General features: G+C 71.4%; 13 protein-coding genes and 1 tRNA gene. 10 read left to right on the plus strand and 4 right to left on the minus strand.

The window, feature by feature from the left end:
• The first annotated feature begins 1 nt into the window (after nt 1).
• From G6R20_RS13315 to nudC, 3 genes are all read left to right on the plus strand, one after another.
• Nucleotides 2-3349, plus strand: coding sequence for a UvrD-helicase domain-containing protein (locus G6R20_RS13315; protein ID WP_163376678.1), 3348 nt, complete (start codon nt 2-4; stop codon nt 3347-3349).
• A gap of 63 nt (nt 3350-3412) precedes the next feature.
• Entirely contained in the window at nt 3413-4492 is a 1080-nt protein-coding gene (locus tag G6R20_RS13320; RefSeq protein WP_163376662.1) for a potassium channel family protein, read from the plus strand.
• Nucleotides 4493-4573: 81 nt separating this feature from the next.
• Complete coding sequence (gene nudC / locus G6R20_RS13325) at nt 4574-5500, plus strand: NAD(+) diphosphatase (protein ID WP_163376663.1); 927 nt, start codon at nt 4574-4576, stop codon at nt 5498-5500.
• Between the two features lie 43 nt (nt 5501-5543).
• Here the strand turns inward: nudC and G6R20_RS13330 are convergent, their stop codons facing one another.
• A complete protein-coding gene (locus G6R20_RS13330; protein WP_119191979.1) occupies nt 5544-5822 on the minus strand; it encodes a mycoredoxin in 279 nt (92 codons plus the stop codon).
• A gap of 96 nt (nt 5823-5918) precedes the next feature.
• On the opposite strand from G6R20_RS13330, the gene G6R20_RS13335 reads away from it, so the two are divergent.
• Nucleotides 5919-8060 (plus strand): ATP-dependent DNA helicase UvrD2, encoded by a 2142-nt coding sequence (locus G6R20_RS13335; protein WP_119191980.1) that lies wholly within the window; start codon nt 5919-5921, stop codon nt 8058-8060.
• Between the two features lie 39 nt (nt 8061-8099).
• On the opposite strand, the gene G6R20_RS13340 is transcribed toward G6R20_RS13335, so the two are convergent.
• Both G6R20_RS13340 and G6R20_RS13345 read right to left on the minus strand, forming a co-directional pair.
• Nucleotides 8100-9416 carry an AarF/ABC1/UbiB kinase family protein gene (locus G6R20_RS13340; RefSeq protein ID WP_119191981.1) on the minus strand — a complete coding sequence of 439 codons (1317 nt, stop codon included), beginning with the start codon at nt 9414-9416 and terminating at the stop codon, nt 8100-8102.
• 8 nt (nt 9417-9424) lie between these two features.
• Entirely contained in the window at nt 9425-10483 is a 1059-nt protein-coding gene (locus G6R20_RS13345; RefSeq protein WP_240341456.1) for a hypothetical protein, read from the minus strand.
• Between the two features lie 123 nt (nt 10484-10606).
• Between G6R20_RS13345 and G6R20_RS13350 the strand changes: the two genes are divergently transcribed.
• A complete protein-coding gene (locus tag G6R20_RS13350) occupies nt 10607-11302 on the plus strand; it encodes a M48 family metallopeptidase (protein ID WP_240341457.1) in 696 nt (231 codons plus the stop codon).
• A 126-nt stretch (nt 11303-11428) separates the two neighbouring features.
• Here the strand turns inward: G6R20_RS13350 and G6R20_RS13355 are convergent, their stop codons facing one another.
• Nucleotides 11429-12850, minus strand: a complete 1422-nt coding sequence (locus G6R20_RS13355) for a zinc-dependent metalloprotease (protein WP_163376664.1) — start codon at nt 12848-12850, stop codon at nt 11429-11431.
• Nucleotides 12851-12928: 78 nt separating this feature from the next.
• Here G6R20_RS13355 and G6R20_RS13360 point away from each other — a divergent pair, with 78 nt between their 5' ends.
• From G6R20_RS13360 to G6R20_RS13380, 5 genes are all read left to right on the plus strand, one after another.
• Entirely contained in the window at nt 12929-13990 is a 1062-nt protein-coding gene (locus G6R20_RS13360; RefSeq protein WP_082923688.1) for a S16 family serine protease, read from the plus strand.
• 66 nt (nt 13991-14056) lie between these two features.
• Nucleotides 14057-17119: a UPF0182 family protein gene (locus G6R20_RS13365; protein ID WP_172812087.1), complete on the plus strand. Its 3063-nt coding sequence runs from the start codon at nt 14057-14059 to the stop codon at nt 17117-17119.
• Nucleotides 17120-17232: 113 nt separating this feature from the next.
• Nucleotides 17233-17309: transfer RNA gene (locus tag G6R20_RS13370), tRNA-Met, on the plus strand.
• Nucleotides 17310-17547: 238 nt separating this feature from the next.
• A complete protein-coding gene (locus tag G6R20_RS13375) occupies nt 17548-19002 on the plus strand; it encodes an aldehyde dehydrogenase (RefSeq protein ID WP_163376665.1) in 1455 nt (484 codons plus the stop codon).
• 2 nt (nt 19003-19004) lie between these two features.
• Complete coding sequence (locus tag G6R20_RS13380; RefSeq protein ID WP_163376666.1) at nt 19005-19811, plus strand: enoyl-CoA hydratase-related protein; 807 nt, start codon at nt 19005-19007, stop codon at nt 19809-19811.
• Nucleotides 19812-19844: the final 33 nt, after the last annotated feature.

The following is a 19844-nucleotide window of genomic DNA, read 5'->3' on the forward strand; positions in this document are numbered from 1 at the left end:
GATGATCGAGCCCGACGTCATCGCCGACGCGCTCGGGATCCACCGGCCGACCGCCGAGCAGGCCGAGGTGATCTCGGGTCCGGCGGAACCGACGCTGGTCCTGGCGGGAGCCGGTGCCGGCAAGACCGAGACGATGGCCGCCCGCGTGGTGTGGCTGGTGGCGAACGGCTACGCCCGCCCGGGGGAGATCCTCGGGCTGACCTTCACCCGCAAGGCCGCGCAGCAGCTGTCCCGTCGCATCCGCCGGCGGCTCGACGCGCTGGCGCGCAGTCCCCTGTGCACGGGTCCGGGAGCCGCTCCCGGGATCGCGGAGGCCATCCGCACCGAGGATCCACAGATCTCGACCTACCACGCGTTCGCCGGGACCCTGCTCGGGACGTACGGACTGCTCGTCCCCGTCGAACCGGACGCGCGGCTGCTCACCCCCACCGCCGCCTTCCAACTCGCCCACGACGTGGTGTCGAGGTGGGAGAGTCCCCTGACGACCGGATCGACCCCCGGCCGGGTGACGCGCGACGTGCTCACGCTGGCAGGACAGCTGTCCGACCACCTCGTCACCACCGACGACCTGCGCACCGACCCCGACCTGATGACCACCCTCATCGCGACCCTGCCCCCCGGGCCGCGGCAACGCCAGGCCCCCACCCGGTGGCTCCAGGAGACGGCGGACGTGCAGGGGCATCGCGACGAACTGGCGGACCTGGTGGACGCGGTCGCGGCCCGCATGCGCACGGAATCGGCGCTCGATCACGGTTCGCAGATGGCGCTGTCCGCCACCGTCGCGCGCGACCACCCCCAGGTCGGCCAGGCCGAGCGCCGGGCGTTCCGGGTCGTGCTGTTGGACGAGTACCAGGACACCGGGCACTCGCAGCGAGTCCTGCTCTCCTCCCTGTTCGGGGGCGGGGCGGGACCCGTCCCGGCCGTCACAGCCGTCGGCGATCCCATGCAGTCCATCTACGGCTGGCGCGGGGCCTCGGCCTCGAACCTCGACCGGTTCCGCGAGGACTTCCCCCTGGCCGACGGTCGGCGGTCGCACCTGCGCGAGCTCACCACCTCGTGGCGGAACCCACCCGAGGTCCTGACGCTGGCCAACCGGATCACCGCGCCCCTGCGCGACCGGCCGGGGTCGATCCCCGTCCCCGAACTGCGAGCCCGACCCGGTGTCGAGGCCGCCGACCTCAGGGTCGCCGTCCTGGACACCGCGTCGGACGAACGGGAATGGCTCGCAGACGCGATCGCCGCGAGATACAGCGCGGCCGCCCGGGACGGTCGCACGCCGACCGCTGCGGTGCTGGTCAGACGCAACGGGGATTCCGCGGCGATCGCCGCCGCCCTCGAGTCGCGCGGCCTGGCCGTCGAGGTGGTGGGGGTGGGCGGACTGCTCGACGTCCCCGAGGTCGCCGACGTCGTCGCGCTGCTCACCGTGGTCTCCCGCCCGGGTGCGGGACCCGCACTGCTGCGCCTGCTCAGCGGCTCCCGGTTCTCTCTCGGAGCCGCGGACCTCGCCGCGCTCGCCCGGCGTGCCTCCCACCTGTCGCTGCGCCGGCCCGCGGCCCCCGGCGGGGCGGTGACCGCTCTCGGCCAGCTGGAGGACATCCTCGACGGCATCGCCAGGGGGGAGGAGACCGACTCGGCCGGGCTCGCCGACGCCCTCGCCGACCCCGGCCCCGCAGGCGGCTACAGCCCGGACGGCGCCGCCCGCATCAGCGAACTCGCCGGGATCATCTCGGGCCTGCGCGCCCGCTCGTCGGCACCCCCCGCCCGTCTGGTCGCCGCCGCCGAGCAGGCGCTCGGACTCGACGCGGAGGTCCGCCTACGTCAACGCGCGGGAGTCGGCGAGGCCCGCGAGCAGCTCGACGCGCTGCAGGAGGTGGCGGCGGGGTTCCGGCCGGACCGGGGAACGGGACTGGACGCCTTCCTGTCCTACCTCGACCTCGCGCGCACGGTCGACGGGGGACTCGCGCGCGGCGAGGTCGCCGCCACACCGGGGCGGGTCCAGATCCTCACCGTCCACTCCGCCAAGGGGCTCGAGTGGGAGATCGTGGCCGTCCCGCACCTGGCGCAGGGGGTCTTCCCGTCCGACCAGGCGCCACAGACCTCGGTGCGCACGGCGACCCAGTTGCCCGAGCACCTGCGGGGGGACCGTGAATCGGAGGACAACCCCGGCGGCGTCCCTGTGCCCCGGCTCGACGACGTGACCGACCGGAAACTCCTGCAGGACGCGCTCGAGACTCATATCAAGCGGGTCCGGCGACGCTCACTGGACGAGGATCGGCGACTGTTCTACGTGGCGGTGACACGAGCCGAGCAGACGCTGCTGCTGTCCGGGTCACACTGGATCGGAGGGGCCGCCACACCCAAGGGCCCGTCGGAATTCCTCGACGAGGTCCTGGAGGCGTGCGGGGGAGACGAGCCACTGGGGGAGATCGATCACCTCGTCGTCACACCCTCCCCGACCAACCCCGCCACGACGACCGTCGTGGAGGCCACGTGGCCTCGACCGGCCGTCCCCGGCCGCGTCGCCGTCGCACGGGCGGTCGACGCGGCCGTGCCGGTGGACCCAGAGAACGAGGACCCGCCGGAATCTGGACCGGCACGCCGCTGGCACCTCGCCGCGGCACCGCTGCTGGCCGACGCGCGGCGGGCGGCCGAACAGCGGGACGAGGTGATCCTGCCCCGCCGGCTCACCGCGGGCCAGATCGTCGCTCTGGCGTCCGACCCCCGGGAGTTCGCGGACCGACTCCGCAGGCCGGTCCCGTTCCGTCCCGACCGCTTCGCCCGGCGCGGGACCCGCTTCCACCTCTGGCTGGAGCACCGCTTCGGCGCCACCCACCTCCTCGACATCGACGACCTGCCCGGCGCCGGCGACCAGGGCGCGGCCGACGGACTGTCCGAGGCGGACCTGACCGCACTGCAGGAGGCGTTCGAGGCATCCCGGTGGGCACGGATGACACCCGAAGCGGTCGAGGTGCCCTTCGAGGTGGGGCTCGGCGAACACCTGTTGCGCGGACGGATGGACGCGGTGTTCACCGCCACCGCCAGCGCGGACACCGACGGCGACGACGACCCGGGGTGGATCGTCGTGGACTGGAAGACGGGACGGGTTCCCGCCGAGCGGGACATGCCCGCCGTCGCCCTCCAGCTGGCCGTCTACCGGTACGCCTGGGCCCAGATCGCCAGTGCCCGCCTGGGACGACCCGTGGGGCTCGACCGCGTGCGCGCCGCGTTCCACTACGTGCGTTCCGGGCGCACGATCGAACCGGCCCATCTGCCGGACGCCGACGAGCTGTCACGACTGCTCTCCGACGGGCCGGGGCGGGGTCGGTTGTTGTCCCGCGGCGGGCGATAGGCGACGATTCATGTCGATGACGGCACGGTCCCCGCGGGGGACGCGTCGCGGAAACGGAGTCCCATGGTGAAGAAGCGCGCACTGGCATCGCGGTTCCGTGGCCACGACCCGCTGGACGAGAGCCCCGACCATGCGCTCGTGGGCGTGGTGAGCATCCCGGAGAACAGTGAGACGCCGTGGCGGCTGATCGGCAAGCGCGTGGTGATGGCCGTCGTCGCCCTGTGCATCGCTGTGCTGGTGGTGTGGTTCGACCGCGGGGGCTATACCGGTGGCGGCGGAGCGAATGGTGAGCTGACGCTCATCGATTGCTTCTACTACGCCACGGTCTCCCTCTCGACCACCGGTTACGGAGACATCACCCCGATCACCCAGCAGGCGCGGCTGATCAACACCATCGTCGTCACCCCGCTTCGCCTCGTATTCCTGATCCTGCTCGTCGGCACCACTCTGGCCGTGCTGACCGAGCAGTCCCGTCAAGCCTTCAAGATCCAGCGATGGAGAACTCACGTGCGCAATCACACCGTCGTCGTCGGCTACGGCACCAAGGGCAAATCCGCCATCGCCGCGATGCTCGCCGACGACACCGCCCCGGACGACATCGTCGTCGTCGACACCGACCCCCAGGCACTCAAGGCCGCGGCCGCCCACGGTCTGGTCACCGTCCACGGTTCGGCCACCCGGTCCGACGTCCTCAAACTGGCCGGCCTCACCCGCGCCTCCGCTGTCGTGGTGGCCACCAACTCGGACGACACGGCCGTGCTGGTCACCCTCACCGCGCGGGAACTGGCACCCAACGCGAAGATCGTCGCGACGGTCCGCGAGAGCGACAACAAGCACCTGCTCAAGCAGTCCGGCGCAGACTCCGTGGTGGTCTCCGCCGAGACCACCGGACGTCTCCTCGGTCTGGCCACCAATTCGCCGACGGTCGTGGGGATGATGGAGGATCTGCTCACTCCGGACGAGGGCTTCTCCATCGCCGAACGACGGGTCGAGGAGTCCGAGGTGGGCGGCTCGCCCCGGCACCTGGCCGAACTCGTTCTGGGAGTGGTGCGCAAGGGACAGCTCATCAAGGTCAACGAGTCCGAGGCGGACGCGCTCGAGAGCGGCGACCGGCTGCTCTACATCCGGATGATCCCCGACTGAGGCACGGGTCGGGCGGGGACGCCGAGGTGGCCGGGCTACGCTGATCGACGCCCCTCACGACCGCGAAAAGGACCCCACACGATGCCGATGGACTTCACCCTCGACTCCGATCCGGTGCTCTCGGTGGCGGCGCCCGACAGGGCGGCACCCCTACGGCAGGACTCCGATGAGTTGAACAGAGGATGGGCCACGGCGCGCGTGATGAAGGTGGACCGTCGCAACAAGTTCGCGATCGAGCCGGCACCCGGTGATCGGCAGCGGATCCGCCTGGAGCCCGCCCTGGACCTCGCGGACACCCTCCCCGAGGAGGCGGTGTTCCTCGGGAGGACCGAGGACGCCCGGCACATCTGGGCGGTCCCGGTCGACGAGCTCCCCGCCGAGCCCGCGGTGACGTCGCTCCGCTCGTGCGGGGCCGACCTCGTCGAGGGTGACGGGTCGCTGGCCTCCCAGGCCATGGCCCTACTCGGGTGGCATCGCGACAACGTCCGCGGCCGCGAACGCACCCACCATCCGCGCCGGGTCGACGCGGGATGGGCGATCGAGGACCCGTTCCACGGTGGCCTCGAGTACCCACGGACCGACCCCGCCGTGATCTGCCTGGTCCACGACGGGGGACGACGAGTGCTCCTCGCCCGCCAGCCGATCTGGCCCGAGGGCATGTACTCGCACGTCGCCGGTTTCGTCGAGGCGGGGGAGTCCCTGGAGGGCTGCGTCCGACGTGAGGTCGCCGAGGAGGTGGGCGTGGTCGTCGACCGCGTGCGCTACCTGGGCAGCCAGCCCTGGCCGTTCCCCCGGTCCCTCATGGTCGGCTTCCACGCCATCGGCGACCCGGAGGCCCCGATCGTGCTCGAGGACGAGGAGATCAGTGAGGCCGCGTGGTTCGACGTCGACCGGGTCCGTGACGCGCTGGCCGGCCGTGGCGACCTCATGGTGGCGCCAGCCGTCTCCATCGCGCACGTGATGCTGCAGTCCTGGGTCGCAGCGGTCGACGCGGACGCCGACGCCTGAGGGCGCCGGTCCCCGGCGTCGCCGTCAGACCCGGCCGAACGCGTCAGACCCCGGCGAGTTCGGCGAGCTTGGCGCGCACCTGCGAGGCCGGGGGATTGGTGGCAGTGGTGCCGTCCGAGTACAGCGCCGTCGGGACGACCCGGTTGCCGCCGTTCACGCTCTCGACGAAAGCGGCGGCATCGGCGTCCGCCTCCACGTCGACCTCGGTGTAGCCGATCTCCTTCTCGTCCAGCAGCTTCTTGAGTCGCGTGCAGAAGAGGCACCACGTGGTGGTGTACAGGGTCAGGGCGCCGGCATCGTCGTTCGTCGTCAGATCGCTCATGATGGGGTGTAACGCGCACGACCGCGGGAATCATCCCCGGGGGGAGGCCTCGGACGCGATGTCGGAGGCGGATGCCACGATGGGGGCGTGAGTGACATGCGGCGCGGACGGGGAGATGGTCGCGGACGGGGAGACGGTGCGGAGTCGGCCCTCGAGGGTCTCGACCCGCAGCAACGTCGTGCCGTGCTGGCGCCGCGGGGTCCCGTGTGCATCCTCGCCGGCGCCGGGACCGGCAAGACCCGCACGATCACCAGGCGAATCGCCCACCTGGTCACGACCGGGCACGTCCGCGGTGACCAGGTGCTGGCGGTGACGTTCACCGCCCGCGCCGCCGGGGAGCTGCGCATGCGGTTGGCGGGGCTGGGAGTCGCGGACGCCGGGACGGGACCCGTACAGGCCCGGACCTTCCACTCGGCCGCCCTGCGGAACCTGTCGTACTTCTGGCCACGGGTGTACGGGGAGGAACCCTGGCAGCTGTTGGACGGGCAGTTCCGCGCCGTCGCCCAGGCGGTGCGCCGGGTCGGCCTGGACCCCGCCACGGAGACCATCCGCGACGTGCTGACCGAGATCGGCTGGGCCAAGTCCAGCCTGCTCACGCCGGACACGTACGCGGAGCAGGCCGTCGCGCTGGGTCGCGACCTGCCGGTGCCGGCCCCCGAGGTCGCGCGCGCGTTCCGGGCGTACGAGGACCTCAAGGTCTCCGGACCGGTCCGGATGCTCGATTTCGACGATCTCCTGAGCCACATGGCCGAACTCGTCGAAGAGGTCCCGGCGATCGCCGAGGAGTTCCGGGACCGCTACCGCTGCTTCGTCGTCGACGAGTTCCAGGACGTCACGCCGGCCCAACAACGGCTGCTCACCGCGTGGCTGGGCAGGAGGGACGACCTGACGGTGGTCGGTGACGTCAACCAGACCATCTACTCGTTCGCCGGCGCAGAACCGGACTTCCTGCTCGGCTTCGCGGACCGCTACCCGGGTGCCACCGTCGTGCGCCTGGAGTCCGACTACCGCTCCACGCCTCAGGTCGTGGACCTGGCCAATGCGGTGATCGGCGCCGGCAGCGGCCGTTTCCGCAGTGCCGGGCTCACCCTGCGGGGTATGCGGCCGCCGGGCCCCGAGCCGGTCCTCGCCGAGTACCCCGACGAGGACGCCGAGGCGGAGGCGGTGGCGGGGGCCGTCGCCGATCTCGTCCACGGTGGGATGGACCCTTCGGAGATCGCGGTGCTGTACCGCATCAACGCCCAGTCCGAGCGGGTCGAGGCGGCCCTGGACGAGGCCGGGATCGGATACCGGCTCAAGGGGGGAGAGGGCTTCTTCGAGAGGCCGGTGGTCCGTCGGGCCATGTCGGCGATCGACCGACTGATCGACGGCTCGGACGAGGCGCGGGCGCAGGCGTACTCCCAGCTGTCGGACCCCACGGAGATCGTCGCCGTCATCAGGCAGGCGCTCGAGCCCCTCGGTCTCACCGCCGCCGAGCCGTCCGGTGCCCAGGCCAGGGAGACCTGGAATTCACTGAACTCGCTGGTGGGTCTCGCGGAGGAGATCGCCACGGCCGAGGCTCGCGAGGGCCTGCTACCGGTGGTCGCGGGGCTTCGAGAACGGGCGGCGGCACGTCACGCCCCGGACGAGCGGGGTGTGACGCTGGCGTCGTTCCACGCCGCCAAGGGGCTCGAATGGGACGCGGTGTTCCTCATCGGAGTCCACGAGGGGAGTTTGCCGATCAGCCACGCGATCAACGCCGGACCGGACGCGATCGAGGAGGAGCGGCGCCTGCTCTACGTGGGCGTCACCCGCGCCCGCGAGCACCTGACCGTGTCGTGGAGTCGGAGTCGACGCGCCGGTGGCCGGGCCGGCCGACGCCCCAGCCGCTTCCTCGACCCCGTTCGCCCGGCCCAGTCCCCGGTCGGACCGCGCGGGTCCACCGACACCTCGGACAAGGGACGGTGCCGCGGGTGCGGGGAGAAGCTCACCGGGCCCATGCACCGCGCGCTCGGGCTGTGCCCGGAATGCTCGGTGGAGGTCGATACCGGCCTGTTCGAACGACTGCGGGACTGGCGCAAGGAGACCTCCGAGCGGATCGGCAAACCCGCCTACACGGTGTTCACCAACGACACGCTCGCCCAGATCGCCCGGGAGCGGCCCGCCGACACCCGCGCACTGGGCCGGATCGGCGGGATCGGGGCGCACAAGCTGAGCGAGTACGGCGACGACGTGCTGAGGCTAATCCGCGCCACCTGAACCCGCGCCGCGCGGGAGGATCCCCGAGCCGGGGGCTGGTCAGCCCTCGTCGGGGAAGATCTCCGGCATCCAGCGCTGCACGATCTCCCGGTACGGGGCGGACGCCTCGAGTTGGCACAGCATGCCCACCGACGCGGACAGCACCCGGTGGATCAGGACGTACTCGCGCGGCAGGGTGAACGAGCGGGAGGTCCGGAACTCCCGCCCCGACACGTCCCCGTAGACGGACATGATGCTCTGCATCCACGCGCGGCTGAAGTGGAAAACAGGCTCGCGCATCGGCTCGATGAACGGGTTCAGGAACGCCATCGCGTCGGCGGGGTCGAGGCCGTTCCGGCCGACGTATCCGGCCCGGGTCATCAACCGGACCAGTTCCGCGGAATCGCCGGCCTGGGCGAGCCGCATCATGGAGGTGAGGACCTCGGGCACGCCCTCGGGCAGCGGGATCGACGCGCCGAAGTCCAGGACCACCAGCCGACCGTCATCGGCGAGCAGGAAATTACCGGGGTGGGGATCACCGTGCATCATCCGGGCACGGGTGGGGGAACTGAACTGGAATTCGGTGAGGAGCTCGCCGGCCCGGTTGCGTTCCTCGGGGGTGCCGTCGCTGGAGATACGGCTCAGGGCCCGCCCGTCCACCCACTCGGTAACGAGCACCTTCGGCGACGAGGCCAGCACAGAGGGCACCCGGAAGAGGCGATCGTCGCGATAGGCGGCCGAGAACACCCGCTGGGTGTCGGCCTCCGCGCGGTAGTCGAGTTCGCTCACGGTGCTGTCGTAGAGCTCATCGATGATGCCCCTGATGTCGGTGCCAGGGTTGAGCGGCCGGAACAGGGGAGCCAGTCGCCGGAGTTGCCGTAGGTCCGAGCGGAGGGCCTCGTCCGCGCCGGGATACTGGATCTTGACGGCCACCTCCCGACCGTCGGACCAGACGGCGCGGTGGACCTGCCCGATGGAGGCGGCCGCGGCGGCGTCACCGTTGAATTCTGCGAACCGCTCGCGCCAGCGCAGCCCGAGCTGGGCGTCGAGGACCCGCTCCACCTCGGCGGCGGGCATGGGTGGAGCCTCGGCCTGCAGCTTGGTGAGGGCCTCCCGGAACGGCTCGGCGTACTTGTCGGGCATCCCGGCCTCGAACACGCTCAGGGCCTGGCCGACCTTCATGGCGCCGCCCTTGAGTTCCCCGAGGACGGCGAAGACCTGCTCGGCGGCCTGATCGGCCAGTTCCTCGCTCAGATCCCCGTCACCCCGCCCGAGGGCGCGTCGACCGAGTGAACCGGCGGCGCGACCGGCGATGCCCAGTGGGAGTCCCGCGAGGCGTGCTGCGCGGCGGGACGAGGTGCGGGGTAGGTCGGACACGCCTTCAATCATGACAGAGGACGGACATGCGGGGCGGCGCCACAGTCGCAGCCTGCGTCGGCCTGCCATTCGAGCCGGCGCCACAGTCCCTCGGACGGATTGATCTCCACGGTGGCACCGATGGTCTGGAGCCTGGTGCGGGGTTCGCGGCTGGCGGCGACCTCCGCCAGCACCAGGGCTGCGGCGGCGGTGAGGGCGGGAACGGCCGCGTCAGGGCTGTGTCCGATGAGTTGCGCGGCGACGAACGGCCACCGCGGGTCCCGGCGGGCGCGGTACAGGTCGGTGCAGCGCAGACACGGGGTGACACCCGGCATCACGGTCGGGCCCACCACCACACGGCCGTCCCGGCAGTACACGTGCATGTGCGCCTGCCCGGACCGGGCGAGTGCGGTGGTGACCACCGGATCCACCGAGACGGTGCCGGTGAGGATGACCAGGTCGGGGGCCCTGCCCCGGCGGAACCAGGGCGGCCGCTCGGCGTCGAGCGTCAAGCCCGGGCTGGGGCCGGTGGTCACACGACAGCCGTTGACCGACAGCGGCCCCCGAAGCACCTCCGAGATCTGGCCGACCCCCAGGATGTGGACCCGACGCACCGGCGCGGGCCTAGGAGTGGGGCCCGTCGCGTGCGCGTCTGCGTCCGTGTCTGCTCCCGGTTCCGTCGGGTCGAGTCGTAGATGACCGAGGTCGGCCAGGTGGACGAGGATCCGGGCCACGGTGGACATCCCCGACGCGTCGATCCCCGCGCGGGCGGCCACGTCGTCGAGATGGGCCCCGCCGTCGAGGCCGCGGAGTAGTGCAGTGAGGCGGCGGGCGCCCACAACGGCGGGGGCGTCGACCACCACCGCGCGGTCAGGTGCCAGTCCCACCTGGACGGTGTGGTCATCCCGCGCGACGACCACGGTGCCGGGACGCAGGGTGGCCCGGACCCGGGAGACCGGGGCCTCGGCCTGAGCGGCGATGACGGGGGCGGCGGTGCGCGGGGAGACGGGCGCCACCGCCGCGGTTCCGGTGCCGGCCTCGGTGGCGGCGCGTGGAGGGTCGTCGGCGGGAGCGGTCACTGGGGTCACGGGGCACATCGTGGCACGCGACGACCGTGTCCGGACGCTGCTCGTGCCTCGTTGTCCACAGGCCCCGGTCTCGTCGGCGCCTGTGGATAACCGCACCGTGTCGGGTGGTCTACCGTGGTCCGCGTGTCGCCAGCCCCACGCCCCGCCGCCGCGTCCGCGAGCCCACCGTCACCCGGCCCGGGCCCGGCACCGGCGCTACCCACCGAGCCTGATGATCCTCGGATCGAGGTCCGCCGCTCCACACGCCGCAGGAGGACGGTCTCAGCTCGGGTGGAGGGCGAGACCGTGGTGGTCCTCATGCCGGCGGGGCTGCCGCGCGCGGAGGAACGACGTCTCATCACCGACATGCTCGGCCGGCTCGCCCGGTCCGGTCGCCGCAAGGGTCACCGGGCGTCCGATGCGGACCTGATGCGGCGCGCCACGGAGCTGTCGACGAAGTGGCTGGAGGGTCGGGCGCGGCCGGCATCGGTGCGGTGGGTGCCGGCGATGACCACCCGCTGGGCGTCCTGTTCACCGGATTCCGGGGAGCTCCGGATCAGCGAGACGCTGCGGGACGTGCCTGCCTACGTGCTGGACTACGTCGTGATGCACGAGCTGGTCCACCTCGTCGTCCCCGGGGGTCACCCGCCCGAGTTCTGGGAGGTGGTGCGCAGGTATCCGCGTACCGAACGGGCGATGGGGTACCTGGAGGCCTACTCGCGGGTGCTCAGGCAGGGGGCCGGGTCGGACGCCCCCGGTGGCGGGGGAGGGCCGGGGACCGTCGGCGAGGGCGTGGGCGACCTGGTCGAGGGCGACGACGACGAGACCGGCCAGTACTAGGTCGGCCCGCCCGTCACGACGCCCGCCGATCAGGCCCCGTCGTGCGGCCCCTCTGAGCCTGAACCCTCGGAGCCTGACCCCTCCGGAGTCTGAACCCTCGGAGCCTGACCCCTCGGAGCCGGAACCTTAGGAGCCGGAGCCGTCAGAGCCGGAACCCGGGCCATTCGGGCCTGAGGCCTCGGGTCCGCCGTCGCCTGTCCCGCCGGCCTCTCCGGTCCCGCCACCCGATTCGCGGAGAAAGCGCTCGATCTCGTCGACGCCGCTGGAGTCCCCGGTCGACTCGTCGAGGAGCCGGTCGATGACGGCGGCGGGGTTCTCGAGGTCCTCGCCGACGGGCAGCAGGTCGGGGTGGCTCCACAGCCCGTCGCGGCGTTCGGTGCCCACGGCCTCCCCGACCCGGCGCCACAGCTCGGAGGCCTCACGCGCCTTGCGTGGACGCAGTTCGAGTCCGACGAGAGACGCGAAGGCCTGTTCGGCGGCGCCGCCGGTGGCCCGGCGTCGCAGCCACATCTCGCGGAGCTTGTCGGCGCTGGGCAGCCGGTCGCCGACCGCCGCGGCGACGACGGCGTCGACCCAGCCCTCGACCAGCGCGAGCAGCGTCTCGAGCCGGCCGAGCGCGGCCTCGTTGACGTTGGTCACCTTGGGGCCGATCGCCCCGGCGCCGCCGGAGAGCAACTCCTGGAGCTTGGTGGGGTCCTGCAGGATGGACGGGTCGAGTCCGGAGGCGAGGTCGTCGAGCCCGGAGGTGTCCACGCGGATGCCGCGCGCGTACTCCTCCACGGTGGCCAGGAACCGGGCGCGCAGCCAGGGGGCGCCGGCGAACAGTCGCAGGTGTGCGGCCTCGCGTGCCGCGAGGAAGACCACGACCTCCTGCCGGGGCAGTTCCAGCTCGTCGGCGAACTCGTCGATCGCGGCCGGGCTGAGCGCGGCCACCCCGTCGTCGCCGAACGGGATCCCGACCTCGGAGGAGAAGAGCACGGCCGGCGCGAGCTTGCCCAGCCCCTGCCCGAGCTGCATGCCGAAGCCCATGCCGCCCATCTGGTCGAGCATGCCGAGCAGCGGGCCGGCGAGCTGGCGGGCCTCCTCGGGCATGGCGCCCTTGGTGGCCGAGTTCATCTGTTCGGCGACGGGCGTGCAGATCTTCTCCCAGGTGGGCAGGGAGTGCTCGACCCACTGCTGGGGCGTCCACACCTCGGTGCGGTGCACTCCGGAGGGGAACTGGGTGGTCTCGTCGAGCCACAGTTCCGCCAGGCGGACCGATTCCTGCGCGGCGGTGCGCGAGGCGTCGGTGATCACGGGCGTGCGACCGAGGGACTGGAGGGCGACCGTCCGCGCCAGTTGGTAGTTGACGGGCCCCGAGCTCCCCGGGCCGGACATGGCCGACCCCATGGAGCCGAGCATCTGTCCGAACTGGGAGAGCATCTGGCCGAAGTTGCCGAACTGCGAGGGGTCGAAGCCGCCGGGACCGCCGGGACCGCCCTGGCCGCGGTCGCGGTCGTCGTCGCGCCCGTCGTCGTCGGAAGCGGAGAAACCGAAGGGCTGGTTCATGCCACAACGGTACAGCGTGCAGGGGTGGGGGGTCCGGCCGCGACGCGGCCGGCAGCGGGTGCGGTCTACCCTTGCCCCGTGAGTCGTCGCCTGTTCACCGTTCTCGCCGCGCTGGTACCGGCGGTGCTGCTGCTCGTCCTGGCGACGTCGGCCACCGTCCCCCTGGTGTCGATGGGGCCCGGACCCACCTACGACACCTTCGGCACGGCCGAGGTGGAGACGGAGGACGGTGACACGGAGCGGGTTCCGGTGGTCGACGTAGCGGGCAGGGAGGCGGACGAGACCGCCGGCTCCCTGTTCATGACGACGGTGGCGGTCCGCGACCGGCTGACGCTGCTCGACGCGATGCGGTTCTGGGTGGATCCGGCGCAGGTGGTGGTACCGCGCGACCAGGTGTTCCCTCCGGACCGTTCACGCGACGAGGTGCGCGAGTCCAACGCCGCGGAGATGGTCGGTTCGGAGAACTCCGCCGAGGCCGCCGCCTACCGGTTCCTGGGGATCCCCATGCAGCCGCGCGTCGAGGGGGTGGAGCCGGACGGTGCCGCCGCCGGGCGCCTGCGCCCGGGCGACGTGTTGACCTCCATCGACGGGGAATCCGTCGACGACGCCACGGCCGTGGTGGAGCGGGTCGGTGAGCGCCGCGCGGGTGACGAGGTCCGCATCGGGTTCACCCGTGACGGGCGTGAGGAGACGACGACGGCGACGTTGCAGTCCGCCGGACCGGACGGCGATCCCGAACAGGGCCGACTGGGCATCCTGGTCGGCGACACCCCGGCGGACGGCACCGACGTCGACATCACGGTGGACCCCGCGGTGGGCGGCCCCTCGGCGGGCCTGGTGCTGGCCGTCGCGATCGTCGACAAGCTGTCGCCGGGTGAGGCGACCGGGGGGACGCGGGTGGCGGGGTCGGGCACCATCCGTCCCGACGGGACGGTGGGGCCCATCGGCGGTATCCGGCACAAGATCCGGGCGGCCCACGACGCGGGGGTGAGCGAGTTCCTGGTCCCCGCGGCCAACTGTGCGGAGGCTGTGCAGGGCCCGCCGGAGGGCGTCCGGCTGATCGAGGTGGAGACGCTGGAGGGCGCGCTGGAGGCGCTGGAGACGGCGGCCTCCGGGGGCCAGCCACCGACCTGCGGCTGAGGCACGGCTTTTCCGTAAGGTGGGGGTCACGAGCATGTCCGCCCCAGCAGTGCAGGAGCTTTCCAGGTGTCCGTCCGCCCACCCGGCAATTCCCCCGGTCGGCCGATCGCGATCTCTCGTCGCGGTCGGGCCGTCGCCGTCGCCGTCGTCGTCCTCATCCTCCTCATCCAGGTCCTGCCCAGACTGAACACCGCGTACACGGACTGGCTGTGGTTCGGCAGTGTCGATGCCACCAGCGTGTTCCGGACCGAGTTGCTGGCGCGGCTCGGTCTTTTCGTGGCGGTCGCCCTCCTGGTCGGCCTGGCGGTGGGCGCCGGCATTCTGCTGGCCTACCGGTATCGCCCGGTGTTCCTGGCGCAGGCGGGCATGCCGGACGCGCTGTCCCGCTACCGGGCGGCCATGGGGGCCTCGCCCGGCAGGACCGTGCTCTGGATCCCGGTCGTCCTGGCGATCCTGGCCGGGTCGGTCGCGCAGACCGGGTGGCAGACCGTGCTGGCGTTCTTCAACTCGACGCCGTTCGGTGAGACCGACCCCCAGTTCGGTCTGGACATCTCCTTCTACGCCTTCGAGCTCCCGATGTGGCGCGCGATCGTCACCTGGCTCATGGTGGCCGTCGTGCTGGCCCTCCTGGCCAACCTGTTCACCCACTACCTCTTCGGCGGACTGCGACCCGGCGCCCGCGAGGGCGCCCTCACCCGCGCCGCCCGGATCCAGCTGGTGACCCTCGCCGGGCTGTTCGTGCTGGCCAAGGCCGCCGCGTACTGGCTGGATCGCTACGAGCTGTTGTTCAGCGAGAACAGCACGTTCACCGGCGCCAGCTACACCGACGTCAACGCCCTGATGCCGGCGAAGATCTTCATGTTCTCGGTGGCGCTGGTGTGCGCGGCCGCGTTCTTCTCCGCCATCGTGATCAGGGATCTGCGGATCCCCGCGCTGGCCACCGTCCTGTTGCTGTTCTCCGCGCTCGTGGTGGGGTCGGCGTGGCCGCTGGCCGTCGAGCAGTTCTCGGTGAAGCCCAACCGTGCCGAGAAGGAACGGGAGTACATCGCGCGGAACATCGACGCGACACGCGCCGCGTACGACATCGGTGAGGAGCGGGTCACCTACATCGACAACTGGGGGGCGGCCGATCCGAACCCCCGCGAGGCGGCCTCGGATCTCACGACACTGTCCAACGTCCGCGTGCTCGACCCGAGCGTCCTGGCGCCGACGTTCACCCAGCTACACCAGTTGCGCAACTTCTACGGTTTCCCCGAGACGCTGGGCATCGACCGCTACACGATCGACGGCGAGATGCGGGACTTCCTCGTGGCCGCGCGTGAGCTCAACCCCGAGTCCCTGCAGGCCAACCAGCGGGACTGGATCAACCGCCACACGGTGTACACGCACGGCAACGGGTTCGTGGCCGCACCGGCCAACCGGGTCAACGAGATCGCCGACGACGCCGGCTCGGACCGCGGCGGCCTGCCGAATTTCCAGGTCTCCGACCTCGAGGCGATCTCCAGTGGTCAGGAGATGATGATCCCGGTGACCCAGCCGCGGACCTACTTCGGTCCGCTCATCGCGCAGGCGGACCCCGACTACGCCATCGTGGGGGACAACGGCGACGGGCCCCGTGAGTACGACACCGACACCGAGCAGTACACCTACACCGGCGAGGGCGGTGTCCCCGTTGGTGGCTGGGTCAACCGGATCGCCTACTCGCTCAAGTTCGCCGAGCGCAACATCCTGTTGTCCAGCATTCTCGGGGACGACTCGAAGATCATCTACGACCGCGACCCGCGGGACCGGGTGCAGAAGGTGGCCCCGTGGCTGACCACGGACACCAACACCTATCCGGCGGTGATCGACGGCCGTATCAAGTGGATCGTCGACGGGTACACGACGCTCAAGACCTACCCGTACGCCGAGCTCAGCTCGCTGGAGGCCATGACCTCGGACTCGCTCAACGACGCGAGCGGTCGGGTCCTGCCGGACGAGGAGGTCTCCTACATCCGCAACTCGGTCAAGGCGACCGTCGACGCGTACGACGGCACCGTCGACCTGTACGCGTTCGACGAGTCGGACCCCGTGCTGCAGACGTGGATGAAGGCACTGCCGGACATCGTCCAGCCACGCGAGGCGATCTCCGAGGAGTTGGAGGAGCACCTGCGCTACCCGGAGGACCTGTTCAAGGTGCAGCGTGAGCTGCTGGCCAAGTACCAGGTCGACGACCCGGGTCAGTTCTTCACCAATGACGCCTTCTGGTCGGTGCCGTCCGATCCCACGGTGACCTCGTCGATCCAGAACCCGCAGGGTCCGCCCGTGGGCGGGCCCGCCGGTGGTCCGGCCGGCAGCCCCGCCGGTGGTCCCGCCGGCGCCCAGACCGTCGACCGTGACGGGCCGGCCCAGCCGCCGTACTACGTGGTGGCCTCCGATCCGACCGACCCGGAGTCCGACGAGCCGTCGTTCCAGCTCATCTCGGCGTTCCGCGGCTATGAGCGTGAGTTCCTCGCCGCGCACATGACGGCGAGCTCGGACCCCGAGACCTATGGGCAGATCACGGTGCGGGTCCAGAGGCCGACAGAGCCGCTGTCGCAGGGGCCCAACCAGGCGCAGGACATCATGATCGCCTCGCCGGCGATCGCCGAGGACCGGCGACTGTGGGGTGAGACCGCCGAGATCACTGAGGGCAACCTCCTGGCGCTGCCGTTGGCGGACGACTCGGTGCTCTACGTGGAGCCGATCTACACCCAGCGCAAGGACCAGGACTCCGCCTTCCCGAGGCTTCTGCGCGTGATGGTCTCGTACGACCGGGCGGTGGGTTACGCGCCCACGCTGTACGAGGCGCTGCGACAGGTCGGGATCGAGGCAGACCCGGACGTCGTGCGGATCGACGAGAGCGGGGAGGCGGAGGCCGAGGCAGAGGAAGGCGCCGCGCGGCCCGCCGAGGGCGCCGCCCCGCGACCGTCGTCGCCGGCCACTGGGGGAGGCGCTGACGACTCCGAGCGGGCGGCCGCCGTGCGCGAGCTCAACTCGGCGCTGAACGCGGTCCGCTCGGCCCAGAGCGGGGGAGACCTCTCCGATCTGGGGCAGGCGCTCGAGGACCTGCAGGCCGCCGTCGACGCTTATCAGGGCCTGGGGAACTGACGTGACCTGGGGCGATGGGTGCGGGGGTGTGAGTTACGTCATCTTCTAGTCGTCGAGCGTCCACCGATTTGCAATGTCCGGTGAATGGCACGTAGTGTCATAGACGCAAACGACGCGGGGTGGAGCAGCTCGGTAGCTCGCTGGGCTCATAACCCAGAGGTCGCAGGTTCAAATCCTGTCCCCGCTACCACGCACCAGGCCCGGTTCCCGAAAGGGAGCCGGGCCTGAGTTTATTTCTGGAGTTGTCTCGCTCGAGTATGCCGACGCCGTGGTCGGGAGTGCGGACGTCGTAGATGCCTCCGGAGCGATCATCGCGCCTGTCCGTGTGTTCCGGCCCACACAGTGGTTCGGTCCTCGTATGGTGGACAGGTGTCTGTTCGCATGTCCGATGCGGCCACGACGACGCCCCGTGACGGCAGGAGAGCCACATGACCACCTCACTCGACCGCGATGCCCTGTTGATCGGCACCCAGTGGCGTTCCCCCGCCACCGATGACGTCATCGAGGTGATCAGCCCGCACACCGAGGAGGTCGTCGCCCGGGTACCCGAGGGATCGGTGGCGGACGTGGACGCCGCGGTGGCTGCCGCGCGCGAGGCCTTCGACCACGGCCCGTGGCCCCGCATGAGCCCCGACGAGCGGATCGAGGTCGTCGCCAGGCTGTCCGCCCTGTACGCGGCGCGGCTCGACGACATGGCGACCGTCATCTCCACGGAGATGGGCTCCCCGATCTCGTTCAGCAAGCTCGCCCAGGCGCCCGCCCCGTGGATGCAGATCGAAGCCTTCCTCGCCATCGCGCGTGAATTCCCGTGGGAGGAGACCCGCCCCGGCGTCCTCGGCGGGGAGGTGCTGGTGCGACACGAGCCCGTGGGCGTGGTCGCGGCGATCCCGCCGTGGAACGTCCCCCAGTTCACGGTCCTGTCGAAGCTGATCCCGGCGCTGCTGACGGGGTGCACGATCGTGGTCAAGCCGGCGCCGGAGACGCCGCTGGACACCTACCTGCTGGGCGAACTGCTCATCGAGGCGGGCGTGCCCGAGGGCGTCGTGAGCATCGTCGCCGGCGGCCGCGAGGTGGGCGAGCACCTGGTGCGGCACCCCGCGATCGACAAGGTGGCGTTCACCGGATCCACCGCGGCGGGCCGGAGAATCGGCGCGATCTGCGGCGAGCAGCTCAAGCGCTGCTCCCTCGAGCTGGGCGGCAAGTCCGCGGCGATCGTGCTCGACGACGCGGACCTGACGACCGTGGTCGAGGGGCTCAAGTTCGTGGGCGTGATGAACTCCGGCCAGGCGTGCGTGGCACAGACCAGGGTGCTGGTGAGTCGCGACCGCCACGACGAGGTGGCACAGGCGCTGGCCGACGGCATCGGGTCGATGGTCGTGGGGGACCCGCTCGACCCGGCCACGGAGATCGGGCCGATGGTCGCCCGTCGCCAGCAGGAGCGGGTGAACTCCTACATCGAGATCGGGCAGCAGGAGGGTGCGACGCTGCTCGCCGGGGGCTCCGACCGCCCCGACGGCCTGGACACCGGCTGGTACGTACGACCCACGGTCTTCGGTGGCGTCGACAACTCGATGCGCATCGCGCAGGAGGAGATCTTCGGTCCCGTCATCTCCGTGATCGCCTACGACGACGTCGACGACGCCGTCCGCATCGCCAACGACTCCGAGTACGGACTGGCGGGCACCGTGTGGACCGCCGACCGGGAGGCGGGGCTGGGCGTCGCGCGACGGGTCCGGACCGGCACCTACGGCGTGAACACCTACACGATGGATTTCTCCGCCCCGTTCGGCGGCTTCAAGGCCTCCGGGGTGGGTCGCGAGTTCGGCCCCGAGGGGTTGGCCCAGTACACCGAGCTCAAGTCCGTCTACCTGGAGCAGAGCTGACCATGGCGCGAGACGAGAGGACGACGGGCCTGTCAGTGTGCGATGCGGACCGGGTCCGCACCCTGACACTGGCGCGCCCCGATGCCCTCAACGCCTTCAACGAGGCGCTGTACGACGCGGTCACCGAGGCATTGCACGCCGCCGCGGCGGACCCCACGGTCGCGGTGGTCCTGCTCACCGGTGAGGGCCGGGCGTTCAGCGCGGGCACCGACCTGCTGGAGATGGGTGAGCGGATCACCAACCCCGATTTCGTCCCCGGCGAGCACGGATTCCTGGGACTCGTCGACGCGCTCACCGGGTTCGACAAGCCGCTCGTCCTGGCGATCAACGGGCTCGGACTGGGTATCGGCATGTCGATCATCGGGTTCGCCGACCTGGTGTTCATGGCCGACGACGCCCGGCTCAAGTGCCCGTTCACCCGCCTGGGAGTGGCGCCCGAGGCGGCGTCGAGCTACCTGCTGCCCAGGCTGGTGGGTCGGCAGAACGCCGCGTGGGCCCTGCTGTCCTCGGAGTGGATCACGGCCCGCGAGGCCCACGAGATGGGACTGGTCTGGCGGCTGTGCGCCCCCGCTGAACTCCAGCAGGTCGCCGGCGAGCACGCCGCACGGTTGGCGCGGCTCCCGATCTCGAGTCTGCGGGCGGTCAAGCGGACGATGACCGAACCGCTGGCGCGCCAGATCGCAGACGCCCGCGAACGGGAGAACCGGGCCTTCGCCGACCTCATGGGTGGACCGGCGAACGCGGAGGCGCTGGCGGCATTCGCCGAAGGGCGCACGCCGGACTTCGCCTCGTTGCCCGACGGGTGCTGACCCCGGCGTCTGCGACGATCCCGCGCCCGCCCG

Origin of the sequence: Dietzia sp. Alg238-R159, from assembly GCF_900537145.1 — a bacterium.
Taxonomy (GTDB): Bacteria; Actinomycetota; Actinomycetes; order Mycobacteriales; family Mycobacteriaceae; genus Dietzia; species Dietzia kunjamensis.

What these genes read in the sequence shown, in the direction of transcription:
- G6R20_RS13315 (WP_163376678.1), top strand. Translation starts at nt 2, where the DNA reads ATGATCGAGCCCGACGTCATCGCCGACGCGCTCGGGATCCACCGGCCG.
- G6R20_RS13320 (WP_163376662.1), top strand. Translation starts at nt 3,413, where the DNA reads ATGGTGAAGAAGCGCGCACTGGCATCGCGGTTCCGTGGCCACGACCCG.
- nudC (WP_163376663.1), top strand. Translation starts at nt 4,574, where the DNA reads ATGCCGATGGACTTCACCCTCGACTCCGATCCGGTGCTCTCGGTGGCG.
- G6R20_RS13330 (WP_119191979.1), bottom strand. Translation starts at nt 5,822, where the DNA reads ATGAGCGATCTGACGACGAACGACGATGCCGGCGCCCTGACCCTGTAC.
- G6R20_RS13335 (WP_119191980.1), top strand. Translation starts at nt 5,919, where the DNA reads ATGCGGCGCGGACGGGGAGATGGTCGCGGACGGGGAGACGGTGCGGAG.
- G6R20_RS13355 (WP_163376664.1), bottom strand. Translation starts at nt 12,850, where the DNA reads ATGAACCAGCCCTTCGGTTTCTCCGCTTCCGACGACGACGGGCGCGAC.
- G6R20_RS13375 (WP_163376665.1), top strand. Translation starts at nt 17,548, where the DNA reads ATGACCACCTCACTCGACCGCGATGCCCTGTTGATCGGCACCCAGTGG.
- G6R20_RS13380 (WP_163376666.1), top strand. Translation starts at nt 19,005, where the DNA reads ATGGCGCGAGACGAGAGGACGACGGGCCTGTCAGTGTGCGATGCGGAC.